Here is a 22,595-nt window from a genome sequence, read left to right as displayed (position 1 = left end):
CCTCGATGGTCAGCGGCCGCAAGATCCGGCGGCCGTGGAGACTATGAAACCCGCGCGCCCCATCGAATTCGTCCTGACGCGCGCGGACGGTTTTTCCCCAGGCGTGGAAAGTCTTTCCGCGCCCGTAGGAAAGGGTTATACGTCCGTGGAAACCTCTCCCGCGGACGTCGCAAACGTTTTTACAGCCCTAAGACGGCGTCCCACGGCCGTAGCCAGGCAATTTACGCCCGTCAATCGGCTTCCTACGGACGTAAGCAAGCGATTTACGGCCCGAGCAAACCTTGCTCGGCGCGTAGCCAGGGTTTTTACGACCGCAGGAAGCGCGCTTACGGGCGTAAAAATCATTTCTACGGCCGTAAAAAACTTTTTAAACGCACCCGCATACCCCTCTCTCAAAAGCGCAAAGCCAGACATTGCGGGGCTTGCGGGGCATAGACGGAGTTTTTGCAACGGCAGGGCGGCAGACGATCGCAAATTGTCATCGGGTGCAGCCGCGTGAACCTTCCAGCTACACCATTGCGGAAATTTTCCAGGGCAGTTCAAGCGACTTTTTCCGAAAAATCCGACACATCGACGGCGGCATGAACCCCGCGGGCGTGCTCGACGATAACTTCCAATCGCTCGGCAACCGGATCGTCTATCCAATCCTCCCCGCACAAGGAGCAGACCTGGGCCGGCACGTTGCGCACGACCACCACCCCAAATCCCAGATCGACGGCGAACGTCGTCTTGCCGAACTCCTTGTCGCCGCCGCAGAGCGGGCAGCATTCTTTCGCCTTACTCATGTCCTGAATACCGCCAATACCTCCGCGCGCGAAACTCCGCGCTCCATCATCCGCTCCAATGCATGCTTGCGCCACAAAACCTGCCGATTCGCCAGGCAGTCGCACAGTTCGGCCAAAGTCCACATCAAACCCGCCGCACCAGCATCAACCCGCAGCCGAAGGCTTTGGCGGGACCGATGCCGTTATAGAGTCGGCTCCGCAGGATTTCCGGTACCGTTACTCGGAGCAAACCTTGATAGGTTACGGTTAATAGCTTGCCGTGATTTTTACGTTTATCCCGAAAAAATAGCAACGGGTGCGGCTGGACGGTTACAGACTCCACCATTGCGCAATCGATCAATCGGCCGTTCAGCCAAGCAATTTGCTCCTCTTCGCGCAGCAAGGGCACGCGGCATTTGCGTTCGCCCCGTTTGTTAGGTTTTTTACCCGGCTTGGTGTCGGAAAATTGATCGGTGATGGTTTTGATCGGGTTGGCCGTCAGCAAGAATTCCAATTGCTGGCCTTCCGACGGCTGCGGATCGAACTCCCGCGACCCCAGCGACCGGGCGCCCTGCCCTTCGATCCGAGGCGCAGTCTGCGATTGCACCAGGAGACGGGCCTTATGCCCGGTGTGGTTTTCCTCGACCCGAAACAAAAATCCCTGGCGCTCTTCATCCAGCTCCTTGCGCGGTTCCTTTTCCTGCCCGGGAAATAGCGTCCACACCGCACGGTGCAGATCATAAGGATTCCGCGCCTTCGCCCAGTCCACTTCAATCCGGCTGATGAACATCGGCGGCCTCCGATTGCTTGTGGACGTACACTTTACGAGTGGCGAACATCCGCTTATTTCTGTGTATGGGTAAGTCGCGGACCACGATGGGATTGCGTTCTCGCGCGTCGGTTTCGGCGTAGATCAACCCGCCCAAGGGCAGCACTTGCGCCAAGGCCGCAATGCCGTTTTCCTCCTCAATCAGAAAATTTTCGGCATCCAGCAGCGGACGGGCCAAGGGGCAAGAGCGCCGCCCCAAGCTCGGGGTATAGACGGGCTTACGCAAATAAGCGGCGATGGATTCCAAGGGGTAAGTGGCTGGTTCGCGCTGGCCGACCGCGACGGTGAAATACGCGTCATAGAGGTATTCGCGACGTGAAACCACGGGATTGGGATTCGCTTTCGGCAATCCGCTAGCGTCCCGTTTCACCAACCGCGCCGCCAGCACCGTGTGAAAATCCGCCAGCCGTATCGATTGCCGGGGAATTGGCTTGCCTTTGCGCTCCGGCAGTTCTGGCCGTATCGCCTGCAAATCCGCCCTGACTGTGAAGTCCACACTTCCCGCCAATTGAGCTTGGGCTTCCGCGTCCTCGCGCTCGATTCCCAAACAGGCAGCGAGCAAGCCAAGCAGGGCGCTACGGGTCGGAAAATCGCGGCTGGGTCGGAAATCCTCGAAGGTGTGATCGCCCCAAGCTTGCATGGGGCCATCGAGTTTCAAGATAAGGAAGCTAGGCATTGCCGTTTCCTCAACCTTGGCCGTCGCGGGTGATCCAGCTTTCCAATTTCGACAGGGTATCGAAAGCGGCTAATTTGTGCGGCCAGGGCTTTTTCACCCCGCTTTCCCATAGTTCATCGCCAAACCGGAATGCCGCCGCTGTTTCATTCAGGCCATAGGCCGAATTCAAGCGCCGCCAGTATTCGGCAAGCTCCACCATTGAGGGCGAGAGATAACCGCCGTTGCGTCCGCGCTGGACGGGCGCTTCAAAGGCATTGGCGAGGGAAATCGGCTGGTCGGAGAAACTGACGATGGCGAAATCCGCCGGGTTGAACGCCGCGTGCCGTCCTTGCATGGCGGAAGGCACGACGGTCGCCAGCATGTGGAATAAGTGCTTGGCGATTTCCAGGGCACGGGCGCGACTTTCGGCGGTTTCAGTCGCTTTCATGTCGCCGATCAGCCCTAGGTTCACCTGTAATTGCTTGAGGTTGAGGCTGGCATAGCGGTAGAAGACACCGGCGGAGAATTGTTGGGTGTTGAGATGACCGGCCCCCATTTCGCCGGAGTCCTCCGTCAAATCGTCCACGGCGGTGAACCAATCCACATCCTGCGGTTCGACAGCATGGGTGGTGATGACATGGGCTACAGCCATCGCGCCATCGACGCTGGTCATCAAACCGGACGTCGCCATGCGGCCAAAAAGCGCGATGTCGAGCGCACCGCCAATGGCACTCCGAATCAATTCCGCCGACTCCTCCAAGCGCTTGGCGATCTTGTCACTTAGCGCCACGGCCAAGCAATCTTCCTTGGTCAGCGTCCGCTTATCCTTGCCCTTGCCGACCGACTTGCCGACCTTTTTGAACGCTTTTTCCTTCTCTTCGTCGCTCAATCCCTGTGCCTTGACCTCTTTGAGGATGCGGCAGATTTCCCGAATTTCGTTGTTAACCCACGGCGCTACAGCCAGTTGCTTTTCGGCTTCCTTGCCATCGTCCGCTGCCTCGTCGTTGGCGGCGGCGGGCGCTTCTTCGGCATCACCGCCTGCGTCTTCGAGGGATTTCACTGTTCGCACAAAACGGGTAGCCGCTTCCTCGATCAATTCCCGGTCGAACTCGCCACCCAACGCCGCAATCAGTTCCGCCTTGGCTTTTTCCAGGCTGCGGGTGCGGAACGAGGGGTCGCCCAGATGTTCCGCCCAATAGTTCAGCCCCGTTTCCGGTGGGCGACGCATAGCCCGCTTCAAGCTCTGGCTGGAAATCCTGACCCGCGTTACGCCCCCGAACATGGCAGTTTTCTGCATGTTGGAATCGTCGCGGTTGAGGCAAGAAGGGCTGTGCGAAATCAGCACATGGAAGTTGACGAAATTCTTAGAGTTCATGAGCGGCGTCCTTTTTTTGGCCAGAAGAGGTGGGTTGAGCGATGAAAAAATCTTCAATGAGTTGGCGCTTGGAATTTCGGCTCCAGGAACCGTCCTGCTCCGAGCGATAAAGCAGCCAGCCAAAGGTTTCCCAATCCACCCGAGGATGCTTGAGCATGATCGCCAAGCGGCGCAGTTGGATGATATCGAGCGGAGAACACGAACGGGCCACTTGGAACAAGCGCAGATCGCTGATACTGGCTTCCTTCAACTGCCTGCCGAAACGGGGGGTGGAAGCGCGTTTGGCGTCGCCACAGTCCTCACACCAAGGCAGAAGGAATACGATCCTCAGCCAGCCATCGTGGGGTCGCGTATGGTTGAACAGTCGATAAAGCGCGGGCGTATCCCGCAAGTCGTCTGGTTCCGCGATTCGGCGAATCTGCGCTTTCAGTCCGTTGTCCAAGCCACCCTTGTAAGTTCCATCAGGTCCGCGTTTCCCATGGAATTTCTCGCAGATTTCTAGAAATTCCGTTTCCAGGTTTTTTTTATCTGCCATCGGCCTGTACCTCTTGTTTAAGACTGGCTAGATCGGCGCCCAGCCCGGCGCGGGCCACGGCGATGATGGGAACGAGTTCCGGCTTGGCGGCGTAAGGGCCGGTCAATTCGCCGAAAATGTCTTGGCAAACGTCGGCCAGCACAGCCACGAAGTTCTTGCGGTGGATATTGAATTGTGCATCATCGAAAGCGACATCCGCCAAGGCATTTTGAATCAATCGCTCAGTGCGGCGGAAAAATAGGGTTTCACCGGTTTGTTGCAACCCCACGCCCAACCCTTTGAAACCCTTGTCCTTATTGCCTTTGCCAACATAGAACAGCTTCTTCCGCAGGGCGTCTCGGCTTTTAAGCGCCAGTTCGACCAAGTGTTTAAGGTTGTTCCCGGCTTGATCCCAGCCACTCGCCAGGCTGAACAGTTCGTGGCGGCGTTCGATGACAGACGCTTGATTGCTGCGATAACCCCCCACTAGCAGTGGCAATGATTTTCTCGGCCAAGTCTTGCCGAACTGAGCGATTGCAGATGCCGGACGGCTACCCTCCGGGTCTTGCTTGCTGCCGCGAGGAACCACGAATTCGCTCAGCAAAGTCCAAGCGGGCGCGGTAGTCGTAAAGGACAGGAACCTTTCCTCACGCTTGCCCTTTTTTGTAGTAATTTGCAGGGCACCATGTGGATGGGACCAAGGCGCGCCCTCGGCCGTATAGGTGAATTTCTCTTTGAAGAAACCGGTATAAGCTGATCCGGGCTCACCGCCAAGCAATTGGCAAGGTTGATCGTCATCGGAGCGAACCAAGCCAACATGAGCCGGTTGCCAGAACAAACCGCGTAACAGGCCAATTCGCGAAGTAGGGAAAGTCTCGCCCGCTTTGATAGGCTGAACCCAAGTGGGCTGATCGTGCGCAAGATCAAAGTCGTAGGTCGGCAACAGATCGGCGATGGATTCGCGGGTGAGGACGTTCCGCCAAATTGTTTCCCGCAAATGAGTACCCGACACCAAGGTGGTAATCGGTGCTCCACCCCGCAACCCTCCCTTGAAGCCGCCACCGAAACTGGGGCAGTTCACCGCTTGATGGAACAGCGCAATAGCCGTGGCGGGCGCACCCAGATAGCGAATTTCCCCTGGTTGGTTAAAAAACGCATGGTTATTGCCTTCCGGTAAACCAATCAGCAGCTTTTGGATGGGGGTAGCCTCGTCGGCCTTGACGCCACGGGTTTGCATGAATGGCCATTCGGGATGGTCAAGGTCGAACCAATCGCTGAGCTTGTCGGCACCATCCGCGAACTCTTCAGGCGAGAGCGGGGATTTGGCCCGTTGGCGCAGGGCTGGCGCGTCGTCGGGCGGAAACATCACCTGGACGAAGGAAATCAACAATTGCAGGCAAGCCATTTCCAAGTCGTCGCGGGGCAGGGCGATTTCCCACTCTTCCCGTCCGCAAAGCAAGTCTTCCAAAGTCAACATACGGCCTTTTGCTGCGCCTGCCCGTAACCTTACCGGAACCCATGGTTGTTTCATCAAATTCATTTATGGCCTCCTGTCATCCACATCACGGAAATCGCCAACATAAGCGCCAAAGCAGCTACAGCTAGCGGCGTGGTTTTGTTTAGCGCCTCGACTAGTTCACGAATTTCTCGAACAAATTCAGACATCCCATCGCCTCCTTTGTGGACACAGAGCGCATGGTAAATTCCATAAATATTTAAATCAAGTAATTTGGATTTAACGTTTTTTGTCGAGCTTAAGTGTTAAAATTCACTTTCGTTCCCCATCTTCGGGGATGACCCGTAATTCGGATTGATCCGATTTTTTACGTGGAAAAGTTCCCCACGCCTGTGGGGTAGCCGGGCGGTCTCACCCGCCCGACTCTTTAATTGCTTTCGCGAGGCCGTATTCCTGCGAGTAAGTTAAGTCGGTACTTCCCGCCGCCCCGCGCCAAACACCGCCTTGACGCTCCATCGGCAACACCCGGCAGCCTTCATCATTGGTTTCCAGCGATTGCAAGAACCTCCAACTCGCCGGAGCGGGAATACCGTTCAAGTTGATGGCCTCGGCCTTATCCATGTCATCCAAGTCCTTCAGCCTTCGCCCATCCAAGAACGCCTTGCCGTCCGCGCTCAAGGGCAGCACTGTATGACCCATTTCCTCATCGCGGGTCAGGGAGGCCACGGTGTCTTGATCGTCCCGGAATTCCCGGATGTTCATCCGCACGTAGCGGGCAGCATCACTACGCTTTTGTTCCTGGCGCTGCTTCCAGCCACAATGCCCGCCGAAAACATCCTCCGGTTCATCTTTATCATCCGACCAAGCTTCCCCATAAACCGCCTCGATCCATTGCCGGTAAGCGCCTGGAAACTCGATCAATCCGCCCGGTCGCTTCAACAATTGCTCGGTGCGCCACAACAGCCGGGGATCGCCATAAATGCATTCGATCAAGCCGTATTTGCCGCTCTCGGGGACTAGCACAGTACAACGGGACGACTCGAAATCTGATGGCCTGGATCGGTTGTGCCGGTGCAGCCGACCCAGCCGCTGGAACAGCAAATCCACCGGGCAGATTTGCGTCACCATCCAATCGAAATCGAGATCCAGGCTTTGCTCCACCACCTGCGTCGCTACCAAAATGCGCCCGGCTTCTCGCGCCGCCTCCTTGCCATAATGCCCAATAGCGGCTTTCTCCTTGGCTTTGCGGTCCTCGAATCGATAGCGAGCATGGAAGATGTCCACCGGAACCGACGTTTTATCCCGCAATGCCTTCGCGGCTTTCTGCGCCACGTCCACCAGATTGACGATCAAGACGACCTGTGCGCCGCTCTCAGCCGCTTCGATGACTCGGGCCATCGTCGCTTCGTCCGGTTCCGCTTTAGGGGTGGCGAGGCATTCAACCGCGACCGTGCGCGGCTCGGGGTGATGTTCAGAGGAGAGCTCTGGCGTGCAGAGGCGTCGGCCCATGGCATGGGTCAACAACGGATAGTCATTAGAATCCTCGACTTTCTTGGCGCCCCAAGCCTCGACCAAGCGCTTGCGTTGATTCGCGGGCAGGGTGGCAGAAAGCAATAGTGCGGAACCGCCAGTTCGCGCTTGCCGGGCCAGGATTTCTTCCAGCAAACCCGTCATATAGCTGTCATAGGCGTGAACTTCGTCCACGATGAGCACGCCGTGATTGATCCCAAAGCCCCGCACAAACTTATGACGGACCGGCAGTGCGGAAAGCAAGACTTGGTCCACCGTACAAACGCCGATTTGTCCCAGGAAAGCGCGCTTGCGGCTTTGCGCCAGCCAAGCGGTGCATTGTGCGGCGGCTTCCTCTTCGCCTTGGATGCTCGGGCGACGCCCGGTTTCTGTCAGCCGTTTGAAGTCATCATTGAGTTGCGACTTCCCGTGAGCCAAGACGATATTCGTACCTTCCCGGAAGGCCAATTTGGCGAAATCTTCCAGCCTCTTGAGCATGGCGTTGGCTGTGGCTTGGGTAGGCAGGGCAAACACAATGGAATCGGCCAATCCCGCTTCAAGCAAGCGCCAAGCGTAACCTAACGCCGCTTCCGTCTTACCAGAGCCGGTGGGGGCTTCCACCAAGAGCAAACCCGACTCCACAGGCAAGGCATCCACCATGGTTTGCACGCCCCGTGGCTTTTCACCCTCCGGGAGTAGCGCGGTGATCCCGGAATAATCCAGGACTTGCCCCTGCAGGCCGCAAGAATGCAGCACCCGTTTGTCAGTTATATCCGCGATCCGCTGAGAGAGATAGGCGGCGGGTTCGAGAATTTCGGCACAGTAAGAAAAATACCGGGTGTTTGAACCCACCCAGTCGGCCACTGAGCAGAAACCGGCGATTAGGTTTTGCGCGGCGCGGTTGTCGTTTGTTATTTGCGGCGGCCTGTCCCGCAAAGACAGACCGACTGGCACAAGGAATAGGGCTTCAAGCTCAGCGAACCATGCTTTCCGCGCTTCGATGTCCAGCGCCTCCAATCCTGCAAAATTTCGGATACCATCCGAATCTGCGTTTGGCGAAATGATTTCCCCGTGATGTCCGGCTACCGATGCCAACCATGGTGCCCAGTAATCCATAGCCCCGTAGTAGTTATCTTCATCCTCGATTCCGAGGAGGGAATCGGCTTCCGATGAAAACCAGCAATACCCCCCGATACCATGGTCATAGTGCCTACGGTCATCGGGCGGAATACCACGGAGCTTCTGTCCTAGCTCGGGCCAAAGTACTCCCGTAACCCCCGGAGCTTTGGATTGGAACCGCACATCGAACTTGCCCAGATCGTGCAACGCGACGAAGAACAACAACCAAGCCTTGAGTTCCGTCATGGCTTGCTCATCATCGCGGTCTACGTCCAGAACGGCGGGAAAGGCCCGGCGGATGGAACGACTCGAATCCCACCAGACATATGCCACTGCCGCTACATCCAGACTGTGATAAGGCAATAGATGCCAACCCGGATATTGTTCTCGACGAGGAGGAAAATCTCGGCTGCTTTTACCCCAATACCTGAAAAAAGCTAGTTGATTTGACATTGGAAATCCTTCACCGTGTCCCTCGTTTTCACAAGCTAATCGCCTTGAATTCCCATACCACCCAATTCATTGCCGGATATGGTGTATCGGGAAAGACGCGCCTATAGAAATCCGTTATGGAGCCATTTATGAGTAAATTGAATGATCAAAACCTTGAGCGCTGGGAAGCAAAACGGGATTTGAATGCCGAACTGGAAGCCTCAATTATCGATATCCAGAAAGGCCGGATAACCACCTACACCGTATATCAAGCGCCGCCCACCGATCCACTCTCATCCAGCGACCAAGATGACTTATGCGAGTGAGACAGCATGGGTATAAACGCACATATCTCCAGCCGTACCCCAATAACGAAAATACGCTTCCATCGAAAGCTCAGATCCGTTTTGCCGGGCGCTAGTTTTACAGGCCACTGCCTCAATGCAGGGTCTGTGACGAAGCTTATGCTCAAGCAACATTCGACCTTTCTCACAGATTCTTTCACAAAGTTTCTACCGTCACCGGGGCTGTCTGAGGGTTGATGGCTGCGCGCAATGCTGCGTTGATGAGGGTCTGGTAACCCTTGCCTTCGGCGTCGGCTCGGGCGCGGAAAGAGGCTAGGATGTCGCCGTCAAGATAAATGCTGATGCGGGTTCTGCCTGTGGGCTCGACTACCGCACCACGTTCGACCGTGGAAAAATCGTATTCAGGTTTCATAGATTTCCCATTCGTTGCAGGACGCCTGGCGCGCCAGTGATAAGCGTCGTGCCAGCCCAAAAACCCGAGGGTGTCGTGGCGTATGTCGTAATGCCGGAGTGAGCTCTCTCCCCACCAGGACTTACGAAAGTCCGGTTTCAATTGCTGGAAACTTTCGGCGAACTTGCCCAGATCGTGAAATGACAGCAGCGTCGTGATCCATGCTGCCAAGGCCTCTTCCGACCAGCCAAGCCTATGGCTCAGTGTGGAACGCAGGAAGGTGTGCCGCTCCAGCAGTACCGCGCCTACCGCCGCGACATCCAAGCTGTGATAAGGCAGCAGGTGATACGGCGCCCCTTCTCCTTCATCACCCGCCTTTCCTGCTTTGCCCCAATAGCGGAAATACGCTTCCATCGATAGCTCCTTGTCCTGATGTCCGGCGCTAGTTTATCCAGGCTACTGCCTCAAAAGCTGAGCCTGTGGTGCGGGCCGGGCAAATTTTTCGGCTTGAAAGCAGTCTCGGCTACCGCCCTGGCACTGATCGCGGGCTAAAGCCCGCTCCTACAAGTCGCGGCTAGTGGCGAGGTAAGGCGTGTATAGGCCGCTGTCGTCCAAGCACTTGAGCCGCGGGCCGCATTCCCGTAGAACTTCGGCTTTCCGCCTTTTCCTCGCATGCGACCCATGAATAAAACCCCACTCAAAACCGCCATGCCCTGGCTGGTGGCCGGCGATATCGACGGCTTTTTCGGGCTGGCTTTGGACAATCTGGTGCAGTTGCTGGTGATGACCGCGCTGTGCCGGGGCGTGCTGGGATTTTCCGAGGACCTGGTTTACGGGCGGATATTGCCCGGCGCGGCGGTTTCGCTGCTGGTGGGCAATCTGTTCTATGCCTGGCAGGCCAAGCGATTGGCGGATGTGGAAGGCCGTGCGGACGTTTGCGCCTTGCCCTACGGCATCAACACGGTGTCGCTGTTCGCCTTCGTCTTTCTGGTGATGCTGCCGGCCAAGCTGGCCGCTCAGGCTCAGGGCGTGGCCGATCCGGCCCGGGCGGCCTGGCAGGTGGGTTTGCTGGCCTGCTTCAGTGGCGCGCTGATCGAGATGGCCGGGGCCTTTGTGGCCGAGCGGGTGCGCCGCGCCACCCCGCGCGCGGCCTTGCTGTCGACGCTGGCCGGCATTGCCGTCGGCTTCATCGCCATGGGTTATCTGTTCCATGCCTACGCCCACCCCTTGGTGGGGCTGTCCACTTTGGGCGTGATATTGCTGACCTATTTCGGCAAGGTGCGTTTCAAAGGCCGGCTGCCGGGCGGACTGGTCGCCGTGGTGCTGGGCAGTTTGCTGGCCTGGCTGACGGGCATCGCACCGGTGGGCGCGGAACCCGTGGCGACCGGCTGGCGTCTGCCGGTGCCGGTGCTGGGCGAGCTGTTCGATTCGCTCCGGGCCGAGACCCTGCTCGCCTACTTGTCGGTGATCGTGCCCATGGGGCTGTTCAACCTGATAGGCTCGCTACAGAACATCGAATCGGCGGAAGCGGCCGGCGACCGCTATTCCACTCGCCCGTCCCTGCTGATCAACGGCGTGGGTTCGCTGGCCGCCTGCGCATTCGGCTCCTGCTTTCCCACCACGATCTACATCGGCCATCCGGGCTGGAAGGCGCTGGGCGCGCGGGCCGGCTATTCGGTGCTGAACGGTGTTTTCATGAGCTTCATCTGCCTGTCGGGAACCTTGGCTTACATCGCCTGGGCCGTGCCCGTGGATGCGGGATTGGCGATTGTGCTATGGATAGGCATCGTCATCGGCGCGCAAGCCTTCCAGGCCACGCCTCGCCATCATGCACCGGCGGTGGTCGTGGGCTTGCTGCCGGGCATCGCCGCCTGGGGCGCATTCATGGCCAAGAACGGCATGCGCGCCGCGGGCATGGGCGATGCGGACGGCCCGGCATTTTCGGCCGAGGTGTTGAGCCGTTTCGCGCAGGCGGACCTATGGATGGACGGGGCTTTTGCGCTGGAACAGGGGGCGATCTTTACCGCCACGCTGCTGGCCGCCGCGACCACGGCGGTCATCGAACGCCGTTTCGTCCAGGCGAGCCTGTGGTGCTGGGCCGCGGCGCTGCTTTCCGCGTTGGGATTGATGCACAGCTACCGCTGGGACGCGGGCGACACGGTCCTGAGCCTGACGCCGGCCTGGCCCTGGGTGACGGGCTATGCCGTGATGGGATCGGTGTTTCTGTCGGCGCGCTGGCTGACGGTGGAAGAGAGATAGCGGGAGCGTCTTGAGGATTTCGGCGGGAGCGGCTTGCGGACCGCGATCGTCGCGGGCTAAAGCCAGCTCCCACCGTAACGAAGTTCGAGCCTATCAGCCCGCCACGCCCAGGATGACCGCGCCGGCCTTGAAAACCGCCGTGGCTTTCGAACCGACGGCCAGCCCCAGGGCATCGACACTTTCGTTGGTGATGCTGGATGCAATCGTGTCGCCACCGGCAAGCTCGACCAATACTTCGGCGTTAACGCTGCCCTTTTGCACCTTGCTGACGGTACCGGGCAACTGATTGCGCGCCGACAGGCGGTAACCGGCGGCGTCCGTCAGGATGATCACCGTGGGCGCCTTGACCAGCACCACCACGTCCACGCCCACCTTGATGCCGAGAGTTTCTTCGGAAGTTTTGGTCACGGTGGCGATGATCTTGCTGCCGCCCTTGAGGCCGACTTCCACCTCGGTCGTCACCGCACCGGGCGTTACGGCGGTCACCTTGCCGAAAAATTGATTTCTTGCGCTTGTTTTCATAGTGCTTCCCCTCAATAGGATAGGTAGCCGCCGAAGCAGGGTGGAGTGATGTAGAACGGGCGGCCGTCGTTCTGCAGTTTTCGGAACGGGAGCTACGGAAATCCACAAAGGGTTCGGGCAACCATCCTCTCGGCCTAAGTCTCCCCGACCGGCAAGGCAGCGGGAGAAAAAGAACTCCCCGCACTCTCGCGATCCGTCAGATAGGCGATGGATCGCGTCTTGATGAGGCAATAGGCCCAATCGCCCTCATGGAGATTGAGCTCCTGCCAGGCGCGCGGGGTGATTTCCGCCCACAGGGGCGTGCCGGCATCGATCTGCACGTGTACGGCACCGCCCCGGTTTTCGATGCCGACCACACGTCCCGCGAGCTGGTTTTGGATCGAAACCCCCTCCACCTTCCGACTGGCCAGGGTGACCTCGCCGCGGTGCACCGAGACGTAGGCGGTTGCGCCGACCCCGAGGGCCGGCCGCAGAGGCAGCAGCAAATGATGTCCCGCGAACACGCCGACGGTGCAGCCGCCTTCCGCATCGTGTGCCTCGATGGCGACCGCGAGGACGTTGTCGCCGCCCAAGCCTGCCAGTCGATTGCCCGGAGCGGTCGCGAGCAGTTCGCGCAAATTTCCGCTGGCGGTGATCCGGCCTTCGGCCATGAATGCCAGGCGGTCGGTCAGATACAAGACCTCGGGCAACGAATGGGAGACGTAAATCATGGGCAGGCCCAGCTCCCGCTTGATGCGTTCGAGGAAGGGCAGTATTTGCTCCTTGAGCTGGCCGTCCAGTGACGCCAGCGGTTCGTCCAGCAGCAACAGCCTGGGCGATGCCAGGAGCGAACGTCCCAAGGCCACCCGCTGCTTCTCGCCGCCGGAAATTTGCCGGGGATGGGCATCGAGCAGATGGCCTATGGCCAGCATGTCGACGATGTCGTCGAAGCGGAAGCGGATTTCGTCTTGCCTCAGACGAGCATGGCCGTACAGCAAATTCCCGCGGACCGAATACTGGGGGAACAACTGGCTGTCCTGAAACACCAACCCCACCCGCCGCCGATGAGCCGGGATGAAAACGCCCCTCGCCCCGTCGAACAACACATCGCCGTCGAGCACGACTTTCCCCTCCTGCGGACGTATCAGCCCGGCGATGATGCCCAGCAGGGTACTCTTGCCCGACCCCGAGCGGCCCAGCAGACCGGTGACCCCCTCGTCGCATTCGATCCGCGCCTCCAGCGCGAAGCGGTCGCGCCGCAACGCCACGTCGCAAGTCAGCATCCGGCCTCCTAGGCTCCGCGCAGCCGGCGTTCGGCTCGGCGGGCGAGAAATTCGCTGCCTAGCAGGGCGGTGAAGGCCAGCGCGACGGAGATGAACACCAGGCGCATGGCCGGTTCCTCGCCGTCCACCGACTGGGTGTAGGTGAAGAACGCCAGCGGCAGGGTGCGGGTTTCGCCCGCGATGTTGCCGACGAAGGTGATGGTCGCGCCGAATTCGCCGACGCTGCGGGCATAGCTCAGGATGGTGCCGGTGAGTATGCCGGGAAACGCGAGCGGCAGGGTGACGGTCATGAAGACCCGCGCAGGGCCGGCGCCCAAAGTGGCGGCCGCCTGCTCCAGACGCGGTTCGACCAGGCTCATGGCCAGCTTCACCGCCTGCACCAGCAGGGGAAAGCTCATCACCGCCGCGGCGATGGCCGCACCTTTCCAGGTGAATGCGAAGGTGATGCCCAGCGCGTCGTGCAGCCAGCCGCCCAGCCAGCCGTTGCGCCCGAAGGCCAGCAACAGCACGTAGCCGGTCACCGTGGGCGGCAACACCAGCGGCAGATGCACCGTCGCTTCCAGCAGCGACTTACCGGGAAAGCGCCGCCGGGCCAGCAGCCAGCCCAGCAGGATGCCCGGCGGGAGCATGCCGGCCACCGCCCACAGGCTCACCTTCAGGGAGAGCAGCAGGGCGGAGATTTCTTCCTCGGTCAGCATCATGGCAGCTTAAAACAGCCGTATCCGACGTCTGCGCTATTTCGCGGGCGTGAAGCCGTAATTGACAAATATCTTCTTGGCCTCCGCCCCAGCCAGATAACGAAGAAACTCTTTCGCCTCGCCGGACTGAGTGACCAGGGCGAAGGGATAGACGATGGGGCTGTGGGTGTCGGCCGGGAAGCGGTCGACCAGATCGACCTTCTTGCTCAGCTTGGCATCGGTCTCGTAGACGATGCCGGCATCGCATTCGCCGCGCTCGACCATGCTCAGCGCGGCCCGCACGTCCTCCAGGCCGACCACGCGGCCTTGCAGCTTGTCCCACCAGCCGAGCCGGGTGAGCGCTTCCTTGGCATAGGTGCCGACCGGGACCGATTCGGGCACGCCGGTGCACAGCTTGCCCTGGAAAGCGCCGGGGAAGTCGAATTCCTTATTCAGTTTCACCTGGAGCTTCTTGCCGTGCGGAGCGATCAGCACCAGGGTGTTGCCGAGCAGATTGGTCCGCGAGGCGTGGTCTATCTTGCCCTTGCCGTCCAGGTAATCCATCCACTTGCTGTCGGCCGAAGCATAAACGTCGGCGGGGGCGCCCTGCTCGACCTGCTTGGCCAGGGCGGAAGAGGCGGCGAACGACAGCTTCACCTTGACGTCCTTATGCTCTTGCTCGAACTTCTTCGCGACGTCCGACAGCGCATTGGTCAGGCTCGCGGCCGCGTAGACGGTGACGTCGGCGGAAACCGGTTCGGCCTGGACGAAGGCGATCAGCAGCGGAATCAGTGCATGCAACAAACGTTTTTTCATGGGTGTCGCCTCTATCGGTAGTCAACAATGTGCCGGCGCGGTAGGCGCCTCGCCGCTGCGCTCGTGAACGTTCACCACGAAGCAGGGATATATCCGTAAAAAACCATCGGCATCGGGATTACAACACAATTTCGATGCCGTCGGTATTACCGGATATGGAACAGCTTGTGTACCGATTGCGAACTTTCGCCCTGCGTTCCTTCAGCGCCGATGCCGCGGGCCACCTAGCGTGCCGCGCTCGGCGAACGCTAAACTGAAACCCGCAACACCAATAACAGTAACCACCCCGGGAGCACATCATGGCCAAAGCCACCGTCACCTTCGAAGATATCGGCATCACCGTCACGGTGCCGGCCGGCACGCGCCTGATCGAAATATCGGAAAAGGTCGGTTCCGCCATCACCTACGGCTGCCGCGAAGGCGATTGCGGTACCTGCATGATGCAAGTGACCTCGGGCTGGGACAATTTGAGCGAACGCTCGGTGCTGGAAGACAAGATCTTGCGCGAACACTTCGCCGGCAAACACGACCGGCTGGCCTGCCAGGCCCAGGTGCTGAGCGGCGAGATCTCGGTGCGGCCAACCTGAGGAATTTCCCGTTGGGCTGGCGTCTGGCCAGCATCCTTACGGAGCGTGACTACGCGGAGCGGCCCAGGATGGGAAACAGCTCGATCAAGCCCTGGGCGATGAACTCCACCGCGATGCTGGCGATAATCAAGCCCATGACGCGGGTGACGACGTTCATGCCGGTGCGCCCCAGCACGGGAGCGATACGGTTAGCCAGCAGCAGGGCCAGCAGGACGACGGCCGCCGCCGACACTACGACGGCGGCGACCAGCAGGCGGTGCGGCCACGCCGGATCTAGATTGCCGTAGACGATCACGGTGCTGATCGCTCCCGGACCGCTCAGCAGGGGAATGGCCATGGGCACGACGGCTATCGAATCTTTGTCCACCGCTTCGGCCCGTTCTTCGGGCGTGTTGCGGGAACGGTCGTGAGATGCGCGCAACATCGTGATCCCCATGAGCAGGATCAGTATCCCTCCCGCCACCTGGAACGATGGCAGGCCTATGCCGAACAGCCTGAGGATGGCCTCCCCGGCGAACAACGCCACCAGCAATACCGCGCCGACCGCAAGCGCGGTGACCCCGGCGATGCGGCGGCGGTCGCCGGCGCCGCGGCTTTCCGTCAGGCTGATGAATATGCCGAGCGCCCCGAGCGGATCCAGAACCGAAACCAGCCCGGCGAGTAGTTTGATGTAGTCGTTCCATTGGGCCATGTGCGAGCGAACTCCTGTAACGCGCCGGTTTAATCGGCGTATCGAACGCCACGGTTCGAGCAGGACCGCGACGGGGGAAAGGGGCGGCGGCCCATTGCACTTCGGCGCCTCATCAGGTTGCAGGCAAGTCGCCCGATACAGCCCCATCGAGCGGGCGGAGAATTATGGCCGCCCTACATCGTACCCAGCAACGCCGAGCGGAAATCGGTCCTTATGGCCCGCGCCCTGGCACTCGCGCAGTTCTCCTCCCCCAGGCTGGACCGGGCACAACGCAAATCAAGAAAAATGGTGTTATCGCCCTTGCCGTCTATGCGCACGACGATCAAGGCAATGTCCTGGTCGGCTCGGGGACTGACGGTCTGGAGGATGCGATCGGTTTCCGTGAACAGGGGCAGGCTAGTGCGCGACTGAACATATTTTTTCGCCAACCCCCAAACACGCTCGCATTGCGCTCCGGGCTGACACGTGACCATCGCGGCGACCTCGTCCTGCGCCGCGGGGGGCGGCTCATGCCAAAGCGAGGAGCGTTCGAGCTCCTCGCGCTGCGCGAGCAGGTTCCGGAAGCGCTGCAGATCGCGCGCGAATTGGTCGTTGATAAGCTTTTTCTCGTTCTCCAGCGAGCCGATTTTCCCCTGATGGATGGCAATCTGCCGGCGGGTCGCCTCGATATTGTCCCGCTGTACCTTGTTGACCGGCTTGCCCTGCAACTCCAGTCCGGCGGCCTTTTGCTGCAGCGACTGTAAATACTGCTCCTGGCGCTGGCGATTGGATATCACCACCTTGATCTGGGCATCGATGGTTTCGAGCTTGCTCGACAAGGCCCGTTGCAATTCCTCTTCGTTACGGAAGGAGCGCAACAGGGCCAGATCGCGGTCGTGTTGCTCGGTCAACAAACGAGTCTGCTCGGTACGCCAGAGCTTGAGCTGCTTTTCCCGCGCCAGTTGCTCCGGCGTCTTGGCCGCTTCCACGCGTTCGACCCGTCGTCCCTGCTCGTTGAGCCGGGCCCGCTCGCGCTTCGCCTCCTCGGGAGGCACCTGGTCGGAATAATGCACCTTGCCTTGTTCGTCGACCCAGCGATACGTGTCCGCCCGCACGGGCCCCCAACCGGCGAGCAGCATCACGACGGCCAGCGCCCACAGACCAGAACGAGGAACGCAGGGGCGGGGGGCGGCATCCATCGATCAGACCCCGTAACGGTCCCGATAATCGCGGACATCCGCCAACTCCGCCAAGCGGCCGTCGGCCTCCAGATAATCGATGATGTCCTGTAAGGTGATGAGCGCATGCACGGGCAAGCCATAGCGCTCACCGACCTCGGCGATCGCCGAACGGTCACCCTGCCCTTTTTCCTGCCGATCCAGCGCGATCAACACGGCGTAAGGCTCGGCACCGGCCTGTCGGATAATATCCACGGACTCGCGCACCGAGGTGCCCGCGGTAATCACGTCATCCAGGATCAAAACCTTGCCTTGCAGCGGTGCACCCACGAGATTTCCGCCCTCGCCGTGGTCCTTGGCCTCCTTGCGATTGAAGGCGAACGGAACCTCCTCGCCCGTGGCCCGCGACAATGCGATGGCGGTCGAGCCGACCAGCGGAATGCCCTTGTAGGCCGGGCCGTACAACACGTCTGCACGCAGCCCGGCATGCAAATAAGCCTGAGCGTAGAACTCTCCCAGACTGCCCAGCCGGGCGCCCGTATCGAATAGACCGGTATTGAAAAAATAAGGGCTGACGCGCCCGGACTTCAACGTGAAGCGGCCGAAACGCAGGACTCCACACTGAATCGCGTAGGCGATGAAATCGCGCTGAAATGGCTGCATTAGGTTCCCTAAATTAGTCGATGCAAGAATCCGGACCGGCTTCACCCTAGACGAAATGAGGAGTCCCTTCGTAATTCAACGGCCCCCAACAGGGCATAGCGGCAAAGCCGCGTGGCGCACGCCCTTCGGGAATACGCATCCTCCGTACCACCGGCAGATGACCTTAAGAACGCATTTTTCGACCTTCCCGAGTGAGATGGCAAGTATAAACTAGGCAAACAACTTACAGATCACACTCAGCAAAAAATAGGCCATTCATCCCAAGACGGCCATTGCAGGCCCCGGGGGGGCTCCCTGTCGCTCGATGGCGACGATCCAGGCCGTTCGTCGGCCGGTCAGGGCGCCGGAACCCGACGCAACAACTCCTGCACGATGCGTCCGGTGTTGATCCCTTCGGCTTCCGCCTCATAGGAAAGGATCAAGCGATGCCGCAACACCTCGGCGGCGACTTCCTGGATATCCTCGGGCGTCACGAAATCACGACCGGCCAGCCAGGCGCGGGCTCGCGCGCAGCGATCCAGCGCGATGCTGGCGCGGGGACTGGCACCGTATTGCAGCCAGCGCGCCAGATCGGGATCACGGTCGGCGGGATTGCGGGTGGTCAGCACCAACTGCAACAGATAGTCCTCCAGCGGTTCGCTCATGAACACGTCCAGCACCTCGGCCCGAGCCTGAAACAGCACCCGCTGACTGAGCGGCGCAAACTCCGCCCAGCTGCCCTGGCGGCGCCCGCGCGCCTCAGCCCTTACGAGCCGGAGGATATCCCGCTCGCGGCTGGCTTCCGGATAACCGATGCGCACATAGAGCAAGAAACGGTCGAGTTGCGCCTCCGGAAGAGGATAAGTCCCCTCCTGCTCGATGGGATTCTGAGTAGCCATCACCAGGAACAACTCCGGCAGGCGATAGGTTTCCTTGCCCACCGTGATCTGGCGTTCCGCCATCGCCTCCAGCAAGGCGGCCTGCACCTTGGCCGGGGCGCGGTTGATCTCGTCGGCCAGGACCAAATTGTGAAACAAAGGCCCTTGCTGAAAATGGAAAGAACCGTCTTGGGGCCGATAGATTTCGGTCCCGGTCAGATCGGCCGGAAGCAGATCCGGAGTGAACTGTATGCGGTGGAAATCGCCTTCAACTCCGCCCGCGAGCACATTGATCGCCCGGGTCTTGGCCAGGCCCGGCGCGCCCTCCACGAGGATATGTCCGTCGGCCAGCAAGGCGATCAGCATGCGCTCGACCAGGACCCGCTGACCGATCACCTCGCCGTTGATGAAGTCCTGCAAGCGCCGCAGGTCTTGCTGGGCGGACGACAGGTTGGCCGGGTTGCTAAGGACGGGGTCGAGGCTCATGGTCGGATAGGCGGCTGATCGGTTCGGTTTCGAAGATGGATGGGGCATTATAATGAAATCATCCGTACACCGAACCGGGCACGACCATGACTTCGCCACCTCCAACCGCTATCCGCCGCGCCCTCGCCGCCCTCCTCGCCGGGGCTTTCCTGTATGCCTGCTCGCCGCAGAGAGACAAACTCGCTCCCCTGCCCTTGCCGTCGTCGCAAAACGACCATGTCGATGTTCAAGGCGCCCTCATTAGCGCGTCGCCCTACATCGACCCTCGGCAGGCCGAAGCGGCGTTCGGTTTCGACATCCGTGGCGCGGGGCTGCTGCCGGTGCGCTTCGCGCTGGACAATCGCAGCAATACGGTGATACGCATCAATCCCCAGCAAACCTTCCTCATCGACCTGGACGGACAGGCTTGGCCGGTATTGTCGACCGAACAAGCTTACAATCGCGTCGCCCGCGCCCAGGAACTGGGCACGGTCGCCTTGGGTAGCGCCCAAGGGGCCGGACTGCTGGGCGCCGCAGGCCTGGCCACCGGCTTCGCCATCAGCGTCGTCACCGGACATCTTTCCGGCACTCCGCTGGCTCAAGGTGCAGCGGCCGGAGTGTTGCTCGGTGCGCTGACGGGCGGGAGCGATGCGAATTACGAACTTGAAAACCAGGTGCGTGAAGATCTGGCACGCAAGTCCTTGCGCAATCAACTGGTGCAACCGGGCGAACTGGCGCACGGCGTGCTGTTCTTTCCTGGCCAAGACGAGGCGCGGACCGCGCGCGGCCTGCGCCTGAGCCTGGATTTGGACGGCTATCCGCAAATCGTCACCCTGCCCTTGAAAGTACCCCCGCCTTTGCCGGCCAAGCCCTAGGCCAGGGCTGAAATTCTCCGCCGGGCGATGCCGCCCCCGACCCGTTCGACGGCCTTGCCGTCATTTTTCGAACAGGGCGATGGATTCGACATGGGAGGTATGAGGAAACATGTCCATCACGCCGGCGCGCACCAGGCGGTAGCCGTGCTGATGCACGAGGATGCCGGCATCGCGCGCCAGGGTGGACGGATTGCAGGACACGTAGACGATACGCGAGGCCTTCCAGCGCGGCGCATAGGCCAATATCTCCGCCGCGCCGGTCCGGGCGGGATCGAGCAGCACCTTGTGATAGGTGCGCGTAGCCCAGGGGCTATGCTCCTGGGGCTGGAAGAGGTCGGCGACGTGGAACTCCACATTGGCGATGCCATTGTATTCGGCATTCTGCCGGCCCCGCTCGACGGCGGCCTGGCTCCCCTCGACCCCCACCACATGAGCCGCGCGACGCGCCAACGGCAGGGTGAAGTTGCCCAGACCGCAGAACAAATCGAGCACGTCCTCGTCCGCCTGGGGCTCCAGTATTTCCAACACACGATCGACCATCTTGCGGTTGATCTCGGTGTTAACCTGGGTGAAGTCGGTCGGCTGGAAACGGAATTCCACCCCTTGCTCGGGCAGGGCGTAACTTAAAAGCGCCGGCCGCTCGGGCTGCAGGGCGAAGATGGAATCCGGCCCCTTGGGCTGTAGATAGATATCGAAGCCGTAGCGCAGCCCGAAACTCCGCAAGGCTTCCAGGTCGGCCGCCGTCGGCTCGTTCATCACGCGGAACACCAGCGCGGTCGCCTCGTCGCCCACCGCCACTTCGATTTGCGGGATGCGCTCGCGCAGACTCAGACCGGCGATCAACTCGCCCAGGTCGCGCAAATGCTCGCCGATAGCGGGATGCAGGACCGCGCAGGTCTCGATCTCGGCGAGGAAACCGCTGGCCTTTTCCCGAAAGCCCACCAGCACCTTGTTCTTCTTGGCCACCCATTTGACGCCCAGCCTGGCCTTGCGGCGATAGCCCCAGAGGGGACCGGTCAATGGCGGAAAAACCCCCTCCGGCTCCACCTTGCCCAGGCGGCGGAACTGCTCCATCAGCAGGCGCTGCTTTTCCTCGATCTGCGCGTCTTCGGCCAGGTGCTGCAGGCTGCAGCCGCCGCACACGCCGAAATGCGGGCAGCGCGGTTCCACCCGCAGCGGGGAAGCCTGCACGACTTCGACGACCTTGCCCTCGGCATAATCGCGGTGCATGGCGGTATAGAGAAAGAACACATGTTCTCCCGGCAGGGCTCCGATGATGAATATGGCCTTGCCATCGACATGGGCGACGCCACGCCCGTCGTGGGTGTAGGAGGTGATTTGCGCTTCGACGGGCGTGGAGGGTAAGGGTCTGCGATTGGGGCGTCTGGACATGAATGAATGAATGAACGAAAGAACTGAAGAGAAGCGGAAATCGGGCGGGGCTATTCCGGAAAGACACCGGTGGACAGATAGCGGTCGCCGCGGTCGCAGATGATGACCACGATGACCGCGTTCTCGACCTCGGCCGACAATTTCAAGGCGGCCGCCACCGCGCCGCCGGAAGAGACGCCGGCGAATATGCCTTCCACCGCCGCGAGTTGGCGGGTCATGTCTTCGGCTTCTTCCTGGCTCATGTCGATGATGCGGTCCACCCGGGAGGCGTCGTAAATCTTGGGCAGATATTCCTGCGGCCAGCGACGGATGCCGGCGATCTTGGAATTACCCTCCGGTTGAACCCCGACGATCTGGATGGCCGGGTTCTGTTCCTTGAGGTATTGCGAAGTCCCCATGATGGTGCCGGTCGTTCCCATGGAGCTGACGAAATGCGTCACGGTCCCTTGCGTGTCGCGCCAGATCTCGGGGCCCGTGCCTTCGTAGTGAGCGCGCGGATTGTCGGGGTTGGCGAACTGGTCGAGCACCAAGCCTTCACCGCGGGCTTCCATTTCCCGCGCCAGGTCGATGGCGGCTTCCATGCTGCCTTCCGCGGGAGTCAGGATGATTTCCGCGCCATAGGCCTTCATCGCCGCGCGGCGCTCCAGGCTCATGTTGTCCGGCATGATCAGGGTCATGCGATAGCCCTTGATCGCCGCCGCCATGGCCAGGGCGATGCCGGTATTGCCGCTGGTGGCCTCGATCAGCCGGTCGCCGGGCTTGATCTCGCCGCGCGCCTCCGCCTGCTGGATCATGCTCAGGGCCGGCCGGTCCTTGACCGATCCGGCGGGATTGTTGCCTTCCAGTTTGGCGAGAATGACATTGCGGGTATCGCCCGGCAGGCGCTGCAAACGCACCAGGGGCGTGTTGCCTACGAAGGACTCGAGAACCGGAAAGGACACGTTCATGACAGGCTGAAATTTGAAAACCGACGGCGGCAAGAATACCAGAACGGGGACCCGACCGGCTCAGATGCCGGCAAGG

The 22,595-nt window shown here is 60.5% G+C and carries 23 protein-coding genes; 4 read left to right on the top strand and 19 right to left on the bottom strand.

Features of this window, described 5'->3' with window-relative positions; all coding sequences use genetic code 11:
- Positions 1-539: 539 nt before the first annotated feature.
- The 8 genes from JWZ97_RS16535 to cas3 form a co-directional block, all read right to left on the bottom strand.
- The gene (locus JWZ97_RS16535) at positions 540-785 is read right to left on the bottom strand and encodes a type II toxin-antitoxin system MqsA family antitoxin (RefSeq protein ID WP_205431384.1); all 246 of its coding nucleotides are present in this window, start codon (positions 783-785) and stop codon (positions 540-542) included.
- Between the two features lie 124 nt (positions 786-909).
- Complete coding sequence (gene cas6e, locus JWZ97_RS16530; protein WP_205431382.1) at positions 910-1,554, bottom strand: type I-E CRISPR-associated protein Cas6/Cse3/CasE; 645 nt, start codon at positions 1,552-1,554, stop codon at positions 910-912.
- Complete coding sequence (gene cas5e, locus JWZ97_RS16525) at positions 1,535-2,269, bottom strand: type I-E CRISPR-associated protein Cas5/CasD (protein ID WP_205431380.1); 735 nt, start codon at positions 2,267-2,269, stop codon at positions 1,535-1,537. Before cas5e ends, cas6e begins: the two co-directional genes overlap by 20 nt.
- A gap of 10 nt (positions 2,270-2,279) precedes the next feature.
- Positions 2,280-3,623: a type I-E CRISPR-associated protein Cas7/Cse4/CasC gene (gene cas7e, locus JWZ97_RS16520; RefSeq protein ID WP_205431378.1), complete on the bottom strand. Its 1,344-nt coding sequence runs from the start codon at positions 3,621-3,623 to the stop codon at positions 2,280-2,282.
- Positions 3,613-4,158, bottom strand: a complete 546-nt coding sequence (casB, locus tag JWZ97_RS16515) for a type I-E CRISPR-associated protein Cse2/CasB (RefSeq protein ID WP_205431376.1) — start codon at positions 4,156-4,158, stop codon at positions 3,613-3,615. Before casB ends, cas7e begins: the two co-directional genes overlap by 11 nt.
- A complete protein-coding gene (gene casA / locus JWZ97_RS16510; protein WP_205431374.1) occupies positions 4,148-5,677 on the bottom strand; it encodes a type I-E CRISPR-associated protein Cse1/CasA in 1,530 nt (509 codons plus the stop codon). Before casA ends, casB begins: the two co-directional genes overlap by 11 nt.
- A complete protein-coding gene (locus tag JWZ97_RS20200) occupies positions 5,674-5,802 on the bottom strand; it encodes a hypothetical protein (protein ID WP_256438280.1) in 129 nt (42 codons plus the stop codon). Before JWZ97_RS20200 ends, casA begins: the two co-directional genes overlap by 4 nt.
- A gap of 202 nt (positions 5,803-6,004) precedes the next feature.
- Positions 6,005-8,674: a CRISPR-associated helicase/endonuclease Cas3 gene (gene cas3, locus JWZ97_RS16505; protein ID WP_205431372.1), complete on the bottom strand. Its 2,670-nt coding sequence runs from the start codon at positions 8,672-8,674 to the stop codon at positions 6,005-6,007.
- Between the two features lie 128 nt (positions 8,675-8,802).
- On the opposite strand from cas3, the gene JWZ97_RS16500 reads away from it, so the two are divergent.
- The gene (locus JWZ97_RS16500) at positions 8,803-8,979 is read left to right on the top strand and encodes a hypothetical protein (RefSeq protein WP_205431371.1); all 177 of its coding nucleotides are present in this window, start codon (positions 8,803-8,805) and stop codon (positions 8,977-8,979) included.
- Between the two features lie 175 nt (positions 8,980-9,154).
- On the opposite strand, the gene JWZ97_RS16495 is transcribed toward JWZ97_RS16500, so the two are convergent.
- Complete coding sequence (locus JWZ97_RS16495) at positions 9,155-9,763, bottom strand: HD domain-containing protein (RefSeq protein WP_205431370.1); 609 nt, start codon at positions 9,761-9,763, stop codon at positions 9,155-9,157.
- Positions 9,764-10,030: 267 nt separating this feature from the next.
- Here JWZ97_RS16495 and JWZ97_RS16490 point away from each other — a divergent pair, with 267 nt between their 5' ends.
- A complete protein-coding gene (locus JWZ97_RS16490; RefSeq protein WP_240342381.1) occupies positions 10,031-11,608 on the top strand; it encodes an NCS2 family permease in 1,578 nt (525 codons plus the stop codon).
- A gap of 93 nt (positions 11,609-11,701) precedes the next feature.
- Here JWZ97_RS16490 and JWZ97_RS16485 read toward each other — a convergent pair whose 3' ends face one another.
- The 4 genes from JWZ97_RS16485 to modA form a co-directional block, all read right to left on the bottom strand.
- Positions 11,702-12,130, bottom strand: a complete 429-nt coding sequence (locus JWZ97_RS16485; RefSeq protein ID WP_205431368.1) for a molybdopterin-binding protein — start codon at positions 12,128-12,130, stop codon at positions 11,702-11,704.
- A gap of 134 nt (positions 12,131-12,264) precedes the next feature.
- Positions 12,265-13,392: a molybdenum ABC transporter ATP-binding protein gene (gene modC / locus JWZ97_RS16480; protein WP_205431367.1), complete on the bottom strand. Its 1,128-nt coding sequence runs from the start codon at positions 13,390-13,392 to the stop codon at positions 12,265-12,267.
- 8 nt (positions 13,393-13,400) lie between these two features.
- A complete protein-coding gene (gene modB / locus JWZ97_RS16475) occupies positions 13,401-14,093 on the bottom strand; it encodes a molybdate ABC transporter permease subunit (protein ID WP_205431365.1) in 693 nt (230 codons plus the stop codon).
- Positions 14,094-14,126: 33 nt separating this feature from the next.
- On the bottom strand, positions 14,127-14,885 hold the full coding sequence (modA, locus tag JWZ97_RS16470) for a molybdate ABC transporter substrate-binding protein (RefSeq protein WP_205431363.1): 759 nt from the start codon (positions 14,883-14,885) through the stop codon (positions 14,127-14,129).
- Between the two features lie 299 nt (positions 14,886-15,184).
- Between modA and JWZ97_RS16465 the strand changes: the two genes are divergently transcribed.
- Positions 15,185-15,472 carry a 2Fe-2S iron-sulfur cluster binding domain-containing protein gene (locus JWZ97_RS16465; RefSeq protein ID WP_205431361.1) on the top strand — a complete coding sequence of 96 codons (288 nt, stop codon included), beginning with the start codon at positions 15,185-15,187 and terminating at the stop codon, positions 15,470-15,472.
- Between the two features lie 49 nt (positions 15,473-15,521).
- On the opposite strand, the gene JWZ97_RS16460 is transcribed toward JWZ97_RS16465, so the two are convergent.
- The 4 genes from JWZ97_RS16460 to JWZ97_RS16445 all read right to left on the bottom strand — a co-directional run bounded on the left by JWZ97_RS16460 (position 15,522) and on the right by JWZ97_RS16445 (position 19,326).
- Positions 15,522-16,163: a MarC family protein gene (locus tag JWZ97_RS16460; RefSeq protein ID WP_205431358.1), complete on the bottom strand. Its 642-nt coding sequence runs from the start codon at positions 16,161-16,163 to the stop codon at positions 15,522-15,524.
- Between the two features lie 173 nt (positions 16,164-16,336).
- On the bottom strand, positions 16,337-17,341 hold the full coding sequence (locus JWZ97_RS16455) for a DUF4124 domain-containing protein (protein WP_205431356.1): 1,005 nt from the start codon (positions 17,339-17,341) through the stop codon (positions 16,337-16,339).
- A gap of 3 nt (positions 17,342-17,344) precedes the next feature.
- The gene (gene pyrE / locus JWZ97_RS16450; protein ID WP_205431355.1) at positions 17,345-17,983 is read right to left on the bottom strand and encodes an orotate phosphoribosyltransferase; all 639 of its coding nucleotides are present in this window, start codon (positions 17,981-17,983) and stop codon (positions 17,345-17,347) included.
- A gap of 335 nt (positions 17,984-18,318) precedes the next feature.
- Positions 18,319-19,326 carry a MoxR family ATPase gene (locus tag JWZ97_RS16445; RefSeq protein ID WP_205431353.1) on the bottom strand — a complete coding sequence of 336 codons (1,008 nt, stop codon included), beginning with the start codon at positions 19,324-19,326 and terminating at the stop codon, positions 18,319-18,321.
- Positions 19,327-19,412: 86 nt separating this feature from the next.
- Here JWZ97_RS16445 and JWZ97_RS16440 point away from each other — a divergent pair, with 86 nt between their 5' ends.
- The gene (locus JWZ97_RS16440; protein ID WP_205431351.1) at positions 19,413-20,180 is read left to right on the top strand and encodes a hypothetical protein; all 768 of its coding nucleotides are present in this window, start codon (positions 19,413-19,415) and stop codon (positions 20,178-20,180) included.
- A gap of 60 nt (positions 20,181-20,240) precedes the next feature.
- Here the strand turns inward: JWZ97_RS16440 and rlmD are convergent, their stop codons facing one another.
- Both rlmD and cysM read right to left on the bottom strand, forming a co-directional pair.
- A complete protein-coding gene (rlmD, locus tag JWZ97_RS16435) occupies positions 20,241-21,572 on the bottom strand; it encodes a 23S rRNA (uracil(1939)-C(5))-methyltransferase RlmD (RefSeq protein ID WP_205431350.1) in 1,332 nt (443 codons plus the stop codon).
- A gap of 50 nt (positions 21,573-21,622) precedes the next feature.
- On the bottom strand, positions 21,623-22,519 hold the full coding sequence (gene cysM / locus JWZ97_RS16430; protein WP_205431342.1) for a cysteine synthase CysM: 897 nt from the start codon (positions 22,517-22,519) through the stop codon (positions 21,623-21,625).
- Positions 22,520-22,595: the final 76 nt, after the last annotated feature.

This window comes from Methylococcus sp. EFPC2 (assembly GCF_016925495.1).
Classification (GTDB): domain Bacteria; phylum Pseudomonadota; class Gammaproteobacteria; order Methylococcales; family Methylococcaceae; genus EFPC2.
Note: the sequence above shows the minus strand (reverse complement) of the source record. Positions and strands in the feature narration are given on the sequence as shown.